Origin of the sequence: Bacillus marinisedimentorum, assembly GCF_001644195.2 — a bacterium.
GTDB lineage: Bacteria > Bacillota > Bacilli > Bacillales > Bacillaceae_O > Bacillus_BL > Bacillus_BL marinisedimentorum.
The window spans coordinates 1-15,468 of the sequence record NZ_LWBL02000073.1; the positions used below are offsets into that span (position 1 = coordinate 1).

General features: G+C 46.3%; 16 protein-coding genes and 1 riboswitch. Of the genes, 7 read left to right on the top strand and 9 right to left on the bottom strand.

Going from position 1 to position 15,468, the window contains the following annotated elements:
* Positions 1-249: 249 nt before the first annotated feature.
* Positions 250-357: riboswitch (SAM riboswitch) on the top strand.
* A gap of 103 nt (positions 358-460) precedes the next feature.
* A complete protein-coding gene (locus A4U59_RS19815) occupies positions 461-1,699 on the top strand; it encodes a homoserine dehydrogenase (protein ID WP_070121813.1) in 1,239 nt (412 codons plus the stop codon).
* A gap of 70 nt (positions 1,700-1,769) precedes the next feature.
* Here the strand turns inward: A4U59_RS19815 and A4U59_RS19820 are convergent, their stop codons facing one another.
* From A4U59_RS19820 to A4U59_RS19840, 5 genes are all read right to left on the bottom strand, one after another.
* Entirely contained in the window at positions 1,770-2,087 is a 318-nt protein-coding gene (locus tag A4U59_RS19820; RefSeq protein WP_070121789.1) for a DMT family transporter, read from the bottom strand.
* Complete coding sequence (locus A4U59_RS19825) at positions 2,084-2,467, bottom strand: DMT family transporter (protein ID WP_281183888.1); 384 nt, start codon at positions 2,465-2,467, stop codon at positions 2,084-2,086. The genes A4U59_RS19820 and A4U59_RS19825 overlap by 4 nt, the downstream gene beginning before the upstream one ends.
* A 61-nt stretch (positions 2,468-2,528) precedes the next feature.
* A complete protein-coding gene (locus tag A4U59_RS19830; protein ID WP_342670214.1) occupies positions 2,529-4,079 on the bottom strand; it encodes a BCCT family transporter in 1,551 nt (516 codons plus the stop codon).
* 224 nt (positions 4,080-4,303) lie between these two features.
* Positions 4,304-5,197, bottom strand: coding sequence for an EamA family transporter (locus tag A4U59_RS19835; RefSeq protein ID WP_070121792.1), 894 nt, complete (start codon positions 5,195-5,197; stop codon positions 4,304-4,306).
* Positions 5,198-5,373: 176 nt separating this feature from the next.
* On the bottom strand, positions 5,374-6,966 hold the full coding sequence (locus A4U59_RS19840; RefSeq protein WP_070121793.1) for a glycine betaine uptake BCCT transporter: 1,593 nt from the start codon (positions 6,964-6,966) through the stop codon (positions 5,374-5,376).
* A 474-nt stretch (positions 6,967-7,440) separates the two neighbouring features.
* Between A4U59_RS19840 and A4U59_RS19845 the strand changes: the two genes are divergently transcribed.
* From A4U59_RS19845 to A4U59_RS22450, 3 genes are all read left to right on the top strand, one after another.
* On the top strand, positions 7,441-8,217 hold the full coding sequence (locus A4U59_RS19845) for an inositol monophosphatase family protein (protein WP_070121794.1): 777 nt from the start codon (positions 7,441-7,443) through the stop codon (positions 8,215-8,217).
* A gap of 134 nt (positions 8,218-8,351) precedes the next feature.
* Entirely contained in the window at positions 8,352-8,984 is a 633-nt protein-coding gene (locus A4U59_RS19850) for a GyrI-like domain-containing protein (protein WP_070121814.1), read from the top strand.
* Between the two features lie 44 nt (positions 8,985-9,028).
* Complete coding sequence (locus A4U59_RS22450) at positions 9,029-9,151, top strand: hypothetical protein (RefSeq protein ID WP_281183892.1); 123 nt, start codon at positions 9,029-9,031, stop codon at positions 9,149-9,151.
* 78 nt (positions 9,152-9,229) lie between these two features.
* Here the strand turns inward: A4U59_RS22450 and A4U59_RS19855 are convergent, their stop codons facing one another.
* From A4U59_RS19855 to A4U59_RS19865, 3 genes are all read right to left on the bottom strand, one after another.
* Positions 9,230-9,796, bottom strand: coding sequence for an MOSC domain-containing protein (locus A4U59_RS19855; RefSeq protein WP_070121795.1), 567 nt, complete (start codon positions 9,794-9,796; stop codon positions 9,230-9,232).
* Between the two features lie 180 nt (positions 9,797-9,976).
* Positions 9,977-10,648, bottom strand: coding sequence for a bacillithiol biosynthesis deacetylase BshB2 (gene bshB2, locus A4U59_RS19860; RefSeq protein ID WP_070121796.1), 672 nt, complete (start codon positions 10,646-10,648; stop codon positions 9,977-9,979).
* Positions 10,649-10,663: 15 nt separating this feature from the next.
* Positions 10,664-11,011, bottom strand: a complete 348-nt coding sequence (locus A4U59_RS19865; RefSeq protein ID WP_070121797.1) for a YojF family protein — start codon at positions 11,009-11,011, stop codon at positions 10,664-10,666.
* A 194-nt stretch (positions 11,012-11,205) separates the two neighbouring features.
* Here A4U59_RS19865 and A4U59_RS19870 point away from each other — a divergent pair, with 194 nt between their 5' ends.
* Positions 11,206-11,463, top strand: a complete 258-nt coding sequence (locus tag A4U59_RS19870) for a stage VI sporulation protein F (RefSeq protein ID WP_070121798.1) — start codon at positions 11,206-11,208, stop codon at positions 11,461-11,463.
* 179 nt (positions 11,464-11,642) lie between these two features.
* Here the strand turns inward: A4U59_RS19870 and A4U59_RS19875 are convergent, their stop codons facing one another.
* Positions 11,643-12,110, bottom strand: a complete 468-nt coding sequence (locus tag A4U59_RS19875) for an NUDIX hydrolase (RefSeq protein WP_070121799.1) — start codon at positions 12,108-12,110, stop codon at positions 11,643-11,645.
* Positions 12,111-12,302: 192 nt separating this feature from the next.
* On the opposite strand from A4U59_RS19875, the gene A4U59_RS19880 reads away from it, so the two are divergent.
* Together A4U59_RS19880 and A4U59_RS19885 are read left to right on the top strand one after the other, a co-directional pair.
* The gene (locus A4U59_RS19880) at positions 12,303-14,504 is read left to right on the top strand and encodes a DNA topoisomerase III (RefSeq protein ID WP_070121800.1); all 2,202 of its coding nucleotides are present in this window, start codon (positions 12,303-12,305) and stop codon (positions 14,502-14,504) included.
* A 100-nt stretch (positions 14,505-14,604) separates the two neighbouring features.
* Complete coding sequence (locus A4U59_RS19885) at positions 14,605-14,937, top strand: Mpo1-like protein (RefSeq protein ID WP_070121801.1); 333 nt, start codon at positions 14,605-14,607, stop codon at positions 14,935-14,937.
* The last annotated feature ends 531 nt before the right edge of the window (positions 14,938-15,468 follow it).

Here is a 15,468-nt window from a genome sequence, read left to right on the forward strand (position 1 = left end):
CCGAACGGCGCCAAACCACCCAAAATCAGCGCGCTAACGCCTGCATTCATCGTCAATCTTTAGAAACAAGGCCTAAACCTGCCTGCGCTAACAGAGAACTGGCCCGGCAATCTCAACTAAACAGGTCCGTTTAGCTTCAAAACTATACGCTTTACAATTTTGCAGTTTTAACAAGTCCATAAAAAACCTGTTGACGGTACAAGCCGCAAGTTGTTATAATCTGATTTAACTGAAATTACAAAATAATAGCTCTTATCCAGAGAGGTGGAGGGAATAGGCCCGATGAAACCCGGCAACCATCAAGTTCGCTTGATAAGGTGCCAAGTCCTACAGGTGATGGAACCTGAGAGATAAGGGAGGATCGTGCAAGCAAAGCCTCTTCTTACCGAAGAGGCTTTTTTTGTTCACGCAACTCCCGTAGAGGCCGAACGAATAATTCAGAAGAGGGAGTGGAGTGAATATGAGTACAGTAAATGTAGCTTTATTAGGACTGGGAACAGTGGGAACTGGCGTTTATGAAACGATTAAATCACATGAGGAGCAGCTTCAAGGGGTAATCGGGAAAAAGGTCAGCGTACAGGCGGTGCTCATTAAAGATGCATCAAAAAAACGTGATGTTGCCGGAGATGTGCTCGTTACGGACCGGTTTGAAGAAATTTTGGAACTGGGTACGATTGAGGTTGTTCTGGAAGCCACCGGCGGCCTGGAACCGGCGTTCACTTATTTGAAACAGGCACTCCAGAAAGGCTGCCATGTGATAACGGCAAACAAGGAAATGTATGCTTATCACGGTGAAGAACTTGAGATGATTGCCGCACAGCATGCGGTTTCCGTACGATTCGAGGCGACTGTAGCCGGAGGGGTGCCGATCATCCAAACGCTTCAGCACCTGGTCAATGTGAATCGGGTAAAAAAGATCCAGGGTATCCTTAACGGTACATCGAATTTCATCCTGACAACGATGAGGGAGGAGGGGCTGCCGTTTTCTGAAGCGCTGAAAATGGCACAGCACCTTGGATATGCAGAAGCTGATCCGACAAATGACATCGAAGGCTATGATGCTTTTTATAAGCTGATGATTTTAAGCAGGGTGTCGTACGGTATGCAGCCCGTCTGGAATGCAGTAGATCGTTCCGGAATTTCATTCATTACAAGTGAACAAATCCGGCTCGCTTCTGAAGTCGGGCTGAGATTTAAGCATATTGCGGAAATTGAATACGGGCCAGATGGTTTGAAAGGAACGGTGAAACCTGTATTGGTTGCAGATACGCATCCGTTTTATCATATCGAAGGTGTTGACAACGCGATCAATATCGAAGGTGACATCGTAGGGAACATCACGCTGCAGGGACCTGGAGCAGGAAAATTGCCGACAGCAAGTGCGATGATTGAGGATCTCGTCCAGGTGGTGAAAAACCGCCAGCCAATCACCGGCCCGCTTCATAGAGAGGTACCTGCTCATGCAGGCGGTGATGACTATCCGACATGGCTTTTGTTCAGTGAACATGGCTTTTCACATAAAGATCTGGCCGGCTTTAAATCGGCAAGCCTGCTGCATGAAAAGGCTGTAATTGTAAAGGCGGAAGCCGGGAAGCTGGAATCCTATTTTTCCGCAGCCAGGCCAGTCGCCGCTTATGCTGTCGAGGGCAATATCGCGCTTGAATCCCTGCCGCTTGCCAGCGGACTGCATTATAACTAAATACCATGATGACGAAAGGCCTTCCTGCAATGGGGAAGGCCTGTTTGCTGTGCTCATGTTAGTGTTATGTTCATGGAGAAATCAATTTCAAGCCGATTACTGAACATATGATCAGGCTAATGAAGAAAAGCCTCTTCCAGTTTCTTGATTCTCCAAATGCAGCCATTCCCAGAAGTGCGCTTCCGGCTGTTCCGATTCCGGTCCAAACAGCATACGCCGTTCCCATTGGGATGGTTTCCATCGCTTTTGATAGAAACAAGAAACTTAATAAAAATCCTGCCAGCAAAACGGAGTAAGAGGAAACACTTCTCTTGCTGTTAACAAGATTGATACCCAGTACACCGATTACTTCAAACATGCCTCCGATGATGAGAAAAAGCCAGTTCAACTGCTTTCAACCCCTTTCTCATCAGTTTGATCCGTGACAGTCTTCAAGCCGATGATTCCAATCAGGAGTACTGCCAGCAGGACCATCCTGATCCAGTTGAGGGGTTCATTGAAAAAGATGATTTCAGAAAAAACAGCGCCGACTGTCCCAATTCCGGTGAAAATGGCATAAACCGTTCCAGTCGGCAATTTGCTGGATGCCGCCATAAGGAAATAAAAACTGGCGTAAATCGCTATTGCGGTTGCGGACCATGCCAGCAAGCCGGAAGCATGTTTTAGCCCGATGACCCACATAACTTCAAAAATTCCGGCAAGCAGCACGAGCATCCAGTGGTTATTTTTCATGTGTCCGTTCAACTCCTGTAACATCTGTTCCTTCATTTAAAACAGTTTTCATTATACGCTATTTTGGCTTTGCGCGGCAAACGCAAGCGTATCCGAATTATTTATCTCTTTTCATATTCCCCTGTTGATCAAATTCGGCATGAAGGGCTTTATACAGTGAATAACACATTAAAAACAGAATCAGGGTAAATGGAACTGCCGCGACAAGGGACGCAGTTTCAAGGCCCTGGAGTCCGCTTGCACTTAGGAGCACAATCGCAATCGCTGCCTGGAGCACGCCCCAGATGATTTTGACTGGGTTACTCGGTGTCAGTTTCCCGCGCGACGTCATCATAGCAAGCACATACGTAGCTGAATCGGCTGATGTTGTAAGAAACGTGAAAATCAGAATGATTGTCACAATCGAAATGACCATGCTCATAGAAAAATTAGAAATGGTTTCAAAAAGAGCCGCGGGCACATTCCCGTCGACTGCCTGGGCAATATCCTGCCCTTGGAAAATATCCAGATGGAGCGCTGTTCCACCAAATACAGCCATCCACAGCATGGCAATAGCCGGCGGTACGAACATGGCAGCAAATATATACTCGCGAATCGTCCGGCCTCTGGATACACGTGCCACAAAAGAACCTACATATGGAGACCAGGCGATTGCCCATGCCCAGTAAAATAATGTCCATTCGCTGAGCCATTTGTTTTCATCCTGGTACGGTTTGAAATTGAAGCTCATCTCGAAAAAGTTTTGCATATAGTCACCTATTCCAAGCGCAAACACTTTCAAGATAAAAAAAGTGGGCCCGATAAACACGAAAAGGAGCATCAGCAGGCCTGCAATGGAAAGATTGGCTATACTCAAATACCGGATGCCTTTACTCAAACCGGTTGTTGTCGATGTGAGGTACATGGCAAGAAGTACGCCCATGATCATAATTTGGATGAACATGTTTTCCGGCATGCCGAATACTTCTTTCAGGCCTCCGTTTACTTGCAGTACACCGAGCCCAAGAGAGGTCGCCACTCCGATCGCTGTGGCGATGACTGCAAGAATATCAATGGCTGTTCTTACCGCCGGATATTTGCCTACACCAAAAACAGGGTCCATAAATGTGCTGATCAAAGCCGGTTTTTTCTTTCGGAACTGAAAATACGCAAGCGCAAGGCCGACAGTGGAGAAAACCGCCCACTGACTGATTCCCCAGTGGAAGAAGGAATATTGCATTGCCGTTCTGGCTGCTTCAGGACTGAGTGAAACAATTTCATCACGCGGAGGCTTCAAAAAGTGCTGCATCGGTTCTGCAACGCCGAAAAACACAAGCCCAACGCCAAAACCTGCACTGAAAAGCATCCCGATCCAGGTGAAGAAGGAATACTTGGGTTCCGAATCGTTGTCACCAAGCTTGATATCTCCATACTTTGAAACGGCCAGGAAAAGACCAAATATAATTAAGAAAAAGACAGCAAACATATACAGCCAGCCAAAAGCCTCGACTGTAAAGCTGAATGCTGCCTCAGCCTGTTTTTTGAATTGTGCCGGAAGAACGGCTCCCCAGACTACAATAGCGGTTATAAAAATGGTTGATATCCAGAAAACATAATTTTTTTTAAAATGTCCAGTGATTTTGGATACTTCAACAATAGGACCTCCAATTTCACATGAAGAGTTTAGCTAGAAAGATTTTGCTATAGGTGGTAATTTCACTGAATTTAGATTTTAAAACGTATCCAATGAAAACAGGATATTGGCCTCGATAATTGAAGGATATTATAAGCCTATAGATGGATTTTGCCATGAAGATTGATACTGAATATGGCGGATGGAGGCGTCAAACAGTAAATACCTCTGATTGTCTGCCAGCTAAAGTGCTATCGAGCTTACCTTTTTCTCTTAGGGGAAAGTATGGGGCTTCCGAGTTCATTGATCAAGATGGCGGCAACAATTAATGTGATACCTGCCCATTGCCGCCCTGAAACCGATTCTGAAAGGAATACCATTGCTGTGATGATGGCAACCGGCAACTCAATCGAGCTGAGCATATTGGCGAGTCTGCCGGATATCAGGGGAGTTCCTGCCGCAAAGAACAAAGGCGGGATGACGGCTCCGACCAGCGCTATACCGGTTCCTATCAGCCATAATCGCCCATCTGAAAACCGAATATCGGGAATGTCCTGGAAGAAAATAATCAAGACAAGAATCGCGGAGCCGGAAACCATCAAGGCACTTCTTATAAGAGGGTGCGTACCGGCGGCAACCCGGCCGCTGGAAAAAATGAACCCCGCATACGATACTCCTGATAAGAGACCGAGTAACAGCCCTGCGGCCGGAAGCTCAAAAACTTCGCCACCCAATATATTGGAAGCAAAAAATACACCCGTTAAGGTGACGGCCATTGATATGTAGTTAATCCTATCAGGCCTTGCTTTACTGAAAATCCATTCATAAACCATGCCGATCCAGACGAACTGGAAGAGAAGAATGATTGCAAGGGATGCGGGTAAGTATTTCATTGCGCCGTAATAAAAAATACTTGTCAGGCCGACTGAAGTTCCTGTCAGGGCGGTTTTCATCACATTTTTTACATTTATCCCGCTGACATCCAGACCTTTGAGGAAGGTGAACATCCATAACAATGCCGTTGCCGTGAGCATCTGGGTAATATTGATTTGACCCAGTGAATAACCGTAACCAAACCCGGTTTTAACAAATATCGGTGTAAAGCCGAAGCTTGCAGCTCCGATTAAAACAAGAACCACACCTTTGGTTTTCAAGGATATCCCTCCTGAGCTGCTGAAACACTTACTGTCCCACTGTCATTCATTCAATTGCACCAACCTTAAATCATAAACAAACAGTCCAATTTACCATGAAATTGGACTGTTCGTCATCAAGTTCAATTCTTTATCCATGAAGCGGGACCTGTGGAGCGAAAGCTGTCTGCAGCCGGTTATTCCACTGGTTTTTCCGTTTCCTGCTTCTTTTTCCTTTTCAGCGCCTTTGGTTCCCTATGCCGCTTTCTTTCAGGGATTGGCTCTCTTTGCAGGGATTTAAAGAGTGACAATGCCATCATGATCAAAATCACCGTGAACGGCAATGCAGCGACAAGCGAGGCAGTCTGTAATCCTTCTAACCCGCTGCTGACGATCAGAACAGCTGCAATTGCAGCCTGGAGTATACCCCAGATGACTTTGACACCCATCGGCGGAATCAGCTGGCCGCGGGTTGTCATGATGCCGAGTACATATGTCGCCGAGTCAGCCGAAGTAACCAGGAATGTGAAAATCAAAGTAATGGCTATCACGGAAAGGATCATGCTCATCGGAAAATAACTGAATGTCTCAAAAAGGGCACTTGTCACATTTGCATCAACAGCCTGGGCAATATCAGTGCCGTGGAATAAATCCATGTTCAGTGCCGTGCCGCCAAAAATGGCCATCCACACAATTGCGATTGCCGGCGGGATAATCAGAACCCCGATGATGAATTCTCGTATCGTCCGCCCCCTTGAAACACGGGCAACGAATGAACCGACAAACGGGGACCAGGCAATAACCCATGCCCAGTAAAACAGCGTCCAGTCCCTGACCCAGCTGCCGCCTTCGTACGGCGTAAGACGGAAGCTCATCCCGACGAAGTTCTGAATATAATCACCGGTTCCAAGTGTCAAAGAATTCAGTATGAATACTGTCGGCCCGAGAAAGAAAAAGACAACCATCAACATAATGGCAAGAATCATATTCAGGTTACTTAAGTATTTGATGCCTTTGTCAAGCCCGGTCGTTGACGAGGTAAGGTAAAGGACCATCAGAATTCCGGTTACTACGATGTTCATAATCGGATTATTTGGAATGCCGAATACATGGTTCAGCCCGCCGTTTATTTGCAGGATTCCCATTCCGAGAGAAGTGGCCACACCGGTGACAGTGGCAATGACAGCTAGAACGTCAATCGTTGACCTAAGCGTGGTATGATTGCCTTCACCGAGTAACGGATCAAGAGTGGAGCTGATTAAAGATTTTTTATGATGCCTGAACTGGAAGTAGCCGAGGGCAAGCCCCACGATTGTAAAGACGGACCACTGATGAATCCCCCAGTGGAAAAAAGAATAGCGCATGGCTGTCCGGGCTGCCTCTGCTGATTCAGGCGCAACCGTATCAAGCGGCGGCACGAGATAATGCTGCATAGGCTCAGCAACTCCCCAGAATACGAGCCCGACACCGAATCCGGCGCTGAACAGCATTCCGATCCATGTAAAGAAACTGTATTCCGGCCTGGACGAGTCCGGTCCAAGCCGAATTCTTCCAAACCTGCTTATAGCAAGGTAAAACAGGAAAATAACAAAGAAAAACACAGACATGAGATAAAACCAGCCGAACGACTTTGTTGTGAAGTCGTAGACGATACCGGCATTATCGGCTAAAGATCCCGGTGAAAAAGCTCCCCATAGAACAAACAGGAAGATAAACACCGCTGATATCCAGAAAACGGGATTTGTTTTGCTGGACGTTTCATTCTGTTCATTGTCACTGGCATTACTCATTCACTAGCACCTCCGAAAATCTGAACTGCGTTTATAAATTATGTATAGTACGGGTGTAAATGCAGGCAACTTTCTTTTTCCCGGGCCTGCACTATACCATTTCGAACCGTGTCCAAAAAATCAAACGGTAATCTATCATCTGTTTTCCATACCCGGACACTCAAATGCCTAAACAATTCTAACTAGAACGTCACACCGTGTCGAATGAAAGGAAAATTATGAAAGTAAAAGTGAAGCTGAACCGCAGCACATCATTAGTTCGTCAATTCCTATAATTTTTTGACGGAAGAATTTGTTTTTATGGATTAGGCTCGGCTAAGGATGAAACAATACTATATGTCCGTTTAACTGCATGGCTGTGCATGGTAAGATAAAATAAGATTAGAGAACGTGTATTGTAACTTATCAAGCTGTTGAAATAGTCTTTGATTTCAGCGTTAATCAAAAAGAGAGACGGCTGGGGGGACATTCGCTATGAAGCAATATTCGGAAATACTTACAAATATCAAAAACTGGGTGAATGAGGCAGGAGAAGAACTTCTTGAAGGTCTTGAACGCACCATTGAAATCAATGAAAAGTCTTCTTCTATCGATCTTGTGACCGAAATGGATATCTGGGCCGAAAAGTTCCTGCTCGGCAAAATAGGGGAGCACTATCCCGGACACGCAGTTGTGACAGAGGAAGGCGGTACAGTAGAGGTCGTGAGCGGAAGTGAATACGAGTGGATCATTGATCCGATTGACGGGACAACCAACTATGCTCATGGCTTTCCGATGTTCTGCATTTCCATAGGGGTCAAGCATCACGGGGAAACGGTCATCGGCGTAGTGTATGCACCGGGACTCGGGGAATTGTACGAAGCAGTAAAAGGTAAAGGGTCCTATTTAAATGGTAAGCCGCTCGTCGTTTCAAGACGGAAGAAATTAAGGCAGGCTGTCATTGCAACCGGGTTTCCGTATGACCGGGCGGAGCATCCTCAAAACAATGTCAATGAGTTCAGCAAGGTCGTGCTTGAAGTGGGAGGCATCCGCCGGACGGGAAGCGCTGCCCTTGACTTGTGCCAGGTGGCTGCAGGCCGGTTTGAAGGGTATTGGGAATTTAAACTGAAGCCGTGGGATGTTACGGCAGGGATATTGCTTGTTGAAGAAGCAGGCGGCCGTGTCAAAGTGGAACAGCAGGATACAGGCTTGCACGTACTTGCCGGAAACGATACGATATTCATTGAATTGGAGCGCCTGCTTGAAGCATAGTTTTACCGGTTTTGATGAGCCGGGTCTCAGGAGGGTTCAAACGCATTTTCCAGCCAGAGGCTGCTTAATGCATGATGAGAACAGGTTTGTTTTCTATCATGTGGACGGATATTCCGATACAGGAGGCGGAGGAATTGGAAAAAGTAGATTATAAGCAAGAAATGAAAGGTCTCTATGATGCGACAGAAGAAAACGTGCTGATTGAAGTGCCGGGTATGAATTTTGTCATGATTGACGGGGAAGGCAACCCGGATACTTCCGCAGTGTTTCAGCAAAGTGCCGACGCTCTTCAAGCCGTTTCTTATACGCTTAAATCGAAATCCAGAAATGTCGGCAAAGATTACGACATCATGCCGCTCGAAGCGTTATGGTACATGGGCAATATCCGCAACTTTTCCAGATTCAGAAAAGACAGTTGGAAATGGACACTTATGATTATGCAGCCAGACCACATCACTGCAAATATGATGAAAAAAGCTGCGGCTGAAGTTGCAGCAAAACAAGATCTCCCGCTCCTGGAAAGTTTGCGGTTTGAACGCTTCAACGAAGGGTTATCCGCCCAGGTCCTTTACAAAGGACCGTATAGTGAAGAACATGATACGATTATGAAACTTCATGATTTCATTAAAGCAGAAGGGTACGAACCAGTCGGAAAACATCATGAAATCTATTTAAGTAATCCGGAAAATACAGAACCTGCCGATTTAAAAACAATCATAAGGCAGCCGGTCGCACTTCATCCGGCCGCATCAGGTTATAATGTGTGATTGCAAAAAGCCCGCTTCTCCATGTAGGAAAGCGGGCTTTTTGTGTGAGGAATGAATATGAAAAAGGACTTGCTGTAGGTATCCATCACATTAGGCCGCTTGGACGTATGCGGGCGTTGGATCCTGTTGGTGAGCATGCTGGCGGACGGGAAGCCCTGCGGGAATGAAAGACTCTTAAAATGAGTGGATCAGCCTGGAATTGAAGGAAAACTGCTCAATAAACAGGTGGATGGATTGAAAGGCAGTCACTGCATCGGATCGTCGGGAGTGTTGACATAAATAACAACAGGTTCGCCTGCTTTTACCGGTCCTGGGCGTTCAACCGAACCGACAATGCCGCGGCGCCTTTTTGCAGCGGGGACGAAATTCCTAGTAAGCCCTCGATGTCCGGCAAACTGTTTCTGGATGACGGCGCCTGGCAGGGTACACGGTAAATTGATCGATTCACAGACAATTCCAGCGCCTGATGAAAACAAAATTCTCGATCCGGCCGGGAGCATCGTCAAGTCATTAATTCCTTTTAACAGCATATTGGCTCCAAGCCATTCAGGTTTGATTTCCGGTAAGTCAAGCTCTAGGGCAACCGCTTTCATCTCCTCGGCCGAAAGGATGCTGATTTGCCTGCGGTTAAGAATCTCCGTCCCTTTTGGGTACATCGGCTGCCGTACATCCGCAGGATAAGTTGTCCCAAAATGGCGGTCACCGCGTATCCCGCCAAATTCAAGCACTGTCTCTTCTATCCGGCGCGACACAAATGTATCCGGGTCATCCGCAATCAACAAAGCTTCCAAAACAGCTTCCACCTTCTTCACAAAATCGCCCCCTATTTCCCTGTCAAATATGTAATATTTTTAGCCGTTTCGATAAAATAACCAGATTAAATAAAAAAAGTGTAACACAGATTGCCTGGCAATTGCGAGGCAATTGCCAGGCAATGCAACAACCCGCTAAAAAAAAAGCTGCCCGCGCAGCCGGGCAGCTTGATCCATCAATCAATCGTTCCATTTATAATGCCAGAACCGCTCGGTGCCGATCCATTCCATGGCTTCTGGTTCCTGTGCTTTCAGGCGTTCGCCGATGGCATTGCGGAAGCCTTCTGCCTGGGAGCGGTGCGCCTGGATGGCAGCGATTTTTTTGTCTGCCGCTGCTGTAACATCCCTGACAATATCAGGTTCGCCCAGGTCTTCCAGTGTGTTTTTCGAAAAAGCCACACAATCGACCTGGGGGCGTTCTGCTTCCGGGATGCGTTCTGCCGCCCGGATGACAGCTGCTCCCATTGTGTCATGGTCAGGATGAACGCTGTAGCCTGGATAGAATGTCAAAATCAATGACGGCTTCACTTCATCGATCACTTCGGAAATTTTATCCGCAATTTCATCAAGGTCTTCAAACTCCATTGTTTTATCACGGTACCCGAGCATGCGCAAATCATCAATTCCGACCACTTTGACGGCTTCCATAAGCTCCTTTTTCCGTATATCCCGCAGTGTTTCACGGGTTGCAAACGGAGGATTTCCCATATTCCGTCCCATTTCGCCGAGCGTACCGCATACATATGTGACCGGCACTCCCATTTCCGCATACATCGATATTGTCCCTGAACAGGAAAACGCCTCATCATCCGGATGAGGAAAAGCGATCATTACATGTCTTTCTTTATCCATATCCATTCTGCCTCCTTACTCGAAAGGTGCCGGGTTGAGCTGCAGGGCAACCGCAAGTTTTCCATCTGCATCGTGTCCCGCAATGAGAATCCTGCCCTTTTCATCATTTTCCCAGTGGGTCAAGCCTTCAGCATAAACCCAGCCGATTTCCAATTTCAATCCGACGCGGTACGGTCCTTCACCAGCCACTTTCCCGCGCGAATATTGTATTTCAGCGTTTCTGATATATGCCCCGACATTCATTTTCGCTTCTCCGTGGTGTGTAGCATAGGCACCATTGGTTGTTTCAAGGTGCAAATAAAGTCGCTGTCCGGTTAAATGATCTATGGCGATCTGCAGGTCACTTTTATTGATCGGTTCCAACAAATTCTCCTCCTTTGCCAGCCAAAACATTGTCACGTTTTCTCATGTATGTATCTTACTAAAAAATACTCCGGATGTCTTGTTAAAGGAGTTGATCCGGCTGTGCCCATTTTGGGAGGAGATGCTTTGACAGCCTATACAATTCTTTTCCGGCAGGCATAGTCTAACCATAACGACGGGAAGGAGGAGAAAACATGGCTGGCAACAAAAATGTTTTCAACAACATCGAGAAAAAGAGCGGTGTGAACATGAGTGAAATCATGAAACTCGCCGATTCATTAAAAAATGCTGATTTCAGTGACGAAAAAACGGTGCGCAAAATTGTTCGGCGTGTCGGAAAAATCGCCAACCGCAATGTCAGCAAGGAGCAGGAAGATAAACTTGTCAAAGCAATCACGAGCGGGAAAGTGCCGAAGGATATCAACTCCCTGGCAAAAATGATGAAAAAGTAAATGGATATTTTGAGGCTGGGACATAACTAAACTACCCAACTCTATAGACGAATAATTTCATGTTAAGAAGCCATAAAGTAAAAAAATCCGAACTAATGCGAAATTCTATTTAGTGCTTCGCAACATAGTTCGGATTTTTCTTTGATTAAAATACGTTTGTCCCCGTCTCTTCCTCAAGTTTAGCGGATAATCGGCCTTTCTTCATCAGAAAAATAGTCTTCAAAAAACATGGTCTGGGATGTGAAGATGTTGGTTGGAAGGGCATCAAGCGGAAAAAAATCATTTCTCATTGATTCCTCGGTTTTTTCCTTCAACTCACCAACGAAATCCCGGCATGTGAAAATAATCTGCACCATATATACCTGGTCACCATTCGCGAATGTCTTGTCAAAATCTTTACCTGAATAAATTCCGAACAGTTCGAGTTTCCCGGGTTTGATTCCGGTTTCCTCAAACACTTCCCTTCTGGCAGTCTCCTGGACCGTTTCATTGAATTCCATAAAGCCGCCTGGTATCCCCCATTGGCCGTTATCAGCGCGCTGCTGAAGCAATAACCGGTTTTCATCGTCAAAAACAAATGCCCCGGCCACGACCATGATGACTTTCTCATGGCCGACCAGTGAGCGGATATGCGATATATAGTCCATTTTATTTCTCCTTTCTGCAGTTCAGCTGTACACCAGTCCTTTCAATATATCACTTTTTCCTCGATTTATTAGGGGAGTTTGTGCATTGGAACTTAAAAGTTCGTGCAGCTCACAAAAATAACCGCGTGCTCTGTTCGAATATCTGTTCGTCTGGTAAAATCGGGATACAGCATAAAAAGAAGGGGATCAGCCATGAAGGTCATTATTGCCGAAAAACCGGACCAGGGGATGGCGCTTGCCGCCCAGTTCAAACCGAAAAAGAGGGAAGGGTACGCTGAAATTCCGCCGCATGAGCTTTTCCCGGACGGAGCCTATGTGACATGGGCGGTCGGCCACTTATTTGAGCTGCTTGCACCGGATGAATACAACAAGGATTGGAAGCGATGGCGGAAAGAAACCCTGCCGATTGTCCCCGAGAGATTCAAATATAAAGTCATGAGATCGAAAGCCAAACAATTCAATATTATAAAAAAGCTTCTTGCCAAGCCGGAAGTGGATGAAATCATCATTGCCGGAGATGCCGGGCGTGAAGGTGAGCTGATTGTCAGGACAATCATTCATATGAGCGGTGCGAAGAAACCGATGAAGCGTCTGTGGATATCTTCTTTGACGCCGAAAGCGATCTACAGCGGATTTGCTTCGCTGCTTTCTGAGGAAGATACCCGGAACCTATATTATGAAGCCTACACAAGAGCCTGTGCCGACTGGCTTGTCGGCATGAATGCATCTCGGATATACACGCTCTTGCTAAAGGAAAAGGGCGTATCCGATGTGTTTTCGGCCGGCAGGGTCCAGACTCCGACACTTGCGCTCATCGTAAAGCGCGAGCAGGAAATTGCCGACTTCAAGTCGGAACCGTTCTGGGAAGTGACGGCTGAGTTCAATATGGAAGGAAAGCGGTACGAAGGAAAATGGCAGAAAGACGGTGACAGCCGCTTGAAAGATGCAAAGACAGCAGAAGCGGTTGCGGCGTTTTGCCGGGACAAGCCGGCAGAGGTCACCAGGGTGGAAAAAGAACGGAAAATATATCAGCCGCCTTATTTATTCAATTTATCGGCTCTGCAGGCGACTGCAAATAAGACGTTCAAGTTTTCTCCGAAGAAAACGCTCGATATTGCCCAGAAACTATATCAGAAAGGGATCCTCTCCTATCCGCGTTCCGATTCAAGTTTCGTTACGCGCGGAGAAGCAGAAACGTTTCCCGAAATACTTGGTAAGTTGTCGGGTTTCAGCCGGTACAACGACTTTTTTCCGTTGCCGTATCCTTCCATCATGGACAACAAGCGGTTTGTAAACGATAAAAAAGTGACGGATCACTATGCCATCATTCCGACCGAACAGGTGAAAGATCCGGAAAAGCTTCCGCCCGATGAGCAGAAAATCTATGACCTGGTCGTGCGAAGGCTGATTGCCGCTCACTATGATAATGCCATATTCGACTATACGTCCGTTAAAACGCTTGTGGATCAACGCGCCGAGTTTCTTTCGAAAGGGAAACAGCAAGTCCAGGCGGGCTGGCGTACGGTTATATTTGAAAAAGAATCAAGTAAAACCGGAAGCGATGAACAGCTGCTGCCTGCGCTTGAAGAGGCGGAACAGGGACACGTAACAGAAGTTGAGGTAAAAGAAAGCAAGACAAAACCGCTAAAACGATATACCGAAGGCCAGCTGATCACCCTCATGAAAACAGCAGGGAAGCTTCTTGAAGACACAGATCTTGAAAAAGTACTTGCGAAAACGGAAGGGCTCGGGACAGAGGCGACAAGAGCCGGCATCATCACCCTGTTGAAACAGCGTAAATATATTGAAATCAAAAAGAATCAGGTGTTTGCTACCGAAAAAGGTATTCTTCTGATTGAAGCGATTTCAAGCGATATCCTAACCTCACCGGAAATGACGGCGAAATGGGAACAACGGCTTGCGGAAATCGGCGAAGGAAAAGCGTCTGCCTCTGCATTTATGGAGCAGATCAAAAAACTGTCGAATAAAGTGATCAACGATGCCCTTGAAACATCGGATTCCTGGACATTTGGCGATATCGATCTTACAAGCATTCCTACCCAGCGGAAAGGGCGGGGCGGCAAAAAGACGGCGGGGGCATCCGAACCGATTGGCACGTGTAAGCGGTGCGGCGGCAAGGTCGTCGATAAGGGCTCCTTTTATGGATGTACAAGTTATCGTGATAACGGCTGCAAATTCACCATTTCCAAAAAGGTGCTTGGAAAAACGATCACTAAAAGCAATGCAGGCAAACTGCTCGCGATGGGAAGCACCAATCTCATAAAAGGATTCAAAAAAGGCGATAAAGTTTTCGATGCCTATTTGTCCTGGAATGAGCATGAAAAGAAAACAGAGTTTCGGTTTGATCCTGCCCCAGCTGAAAAGCAGGGGTGAAATAAAAGAAATTTCTTCCGGCGCTTTTCAAGCGTGTTGGAAGGAATTTACTTAAAAAAGACAGAATAGTAAGTAAATATAAAGGGGGGGGGAAGGTTTCATGAAAGATAACCAGTTTGCTGACTATGAGGAATTTTGGCCGTTTTATTTAAGCCAGCACAGTAAGCCGAAAACAAGAGCCTGGCATTTTGTCGGCACATCATGTGTCTTTTTATTTATCATTCTAGCTTTCGTGGTGGAATGGTGGCTTGTGTTTCTGGCACCTGTTGTGGCTTACGGACTGGCATGGTACAGTCATTTTTTAATTGAGGGCAATAGACCGGCGACTTTCGGACACCCTGTCTGGTCACTTCGCGCCGACTTCAGAATGTATTTTTATATCCTCAGCGGAAAAATAGGTGAAGAGCTGGATAAATATAAAATTTCCGCCTAAGCTGCCGTCAGGGCAGCTTTTTACCGTATTCGTATAAGCTGAAAGGAAGGAAGTCTTTTGATGCTGCGGCCACTATTAAGAATATGATTAAATGGAACGATGCCTCTGTCTTCGCCTGAGGAGAGCCAATCAGCGAGTTTTCTATAATGGCAGGAAAGCAGGAGGATTTACCTGTGTGTACGTCAGCACCTAAGGTCTTAAATATTGAATTCCTCCACAAAAATTCAGGCATTTATGCCTGAATTTTTCATGAAGTTGGCATCTGATGCCTTACTTAATTGTGACCCTTTGAAAAATTGATAGAAAGCAGTTGTGCCGTGTGGTACGATTTTACTATACATAGAAAATCGTACCAATGGAGACGGGGGAAGGGCAATGAAAAAAGGCAGCATGACCATCGCAAAAAAATACGGAGTGGTCTTTTACATCGTCCTGATTGTGTTTGCAGCCGTATGGCTGTTTGTCAGGATGCTGGCCGGCAATATCGTGACGGATATGAAAGAGCTGAACACCATGAATGAAAAAACGGTG

Excerpts from the sequence above, each read along its gene's own strand:
- A4U59_RS19840 (WP_070121793.1), bottom strand. The coding sequence starts at position 6,966 with ATGAGTAATGCCAGTGACAATGAACAGAATGAAACGTCCAGCAAAACA.
- A4U59_RS19875 (WP_070121799.1), bottom strand. The coding sequence starts at position 12,110 with ATGGACTATATATCGCATATCCGCTCACTGGTCGGCCATGAGAAAGTC.
- A4U59_RS19870 (WP_070121798.1), top strand. The coding sequence starts at position 11,206 with ATGGCTGGCAACAAAAATGTTTTCAACAACATCGAGAAAAAGAGCGGT.
- A4U59_RS19815 (WP_070121813.1), top strand. The coding sequence starts at position 461 with ATGAGTACAGTAAATGTAGCTTTATTAGGACTGGGAACAGTGGGAACT.
- A4U59_RS19845 (WP_070121794.1), top strand. The coding sequence starts at position 7,441 with ATGAAGCAATATTCGGAAATACTTACAAATATCAAAAACTGGGTGAAT.
- A4U59_RS19880 (WP_070121800.1), top strand. The coding sequence starts at position 12,303 with ATGAAGGTCATTATTGCCGAAAAACCGGACCAGGGGATGGCGCTTGCC.
- A4U59_RS19885 (WP_070121801.1), top strand. The coding sequence starts at position 14,605 with ATGAAAGATAACCAGTTTGCTGACTATGAGGAATTTTGGCCGTTTTAT.
- bshB2 (WP_070121796.1), bottom strand. The coding sequence starts at position 10,648 with ATGGATAAAGAAAGACATGTAATGATCGCTTTTCCTCATCCGGATGAT.
- A4U59_RS19825 (WP_281183888.1), bottom strand. The coding sequence starts at position 2,467 with ATGAAGGAACAGATGTTACAGGAGTTGAACGGACACATGAAAAATAAC.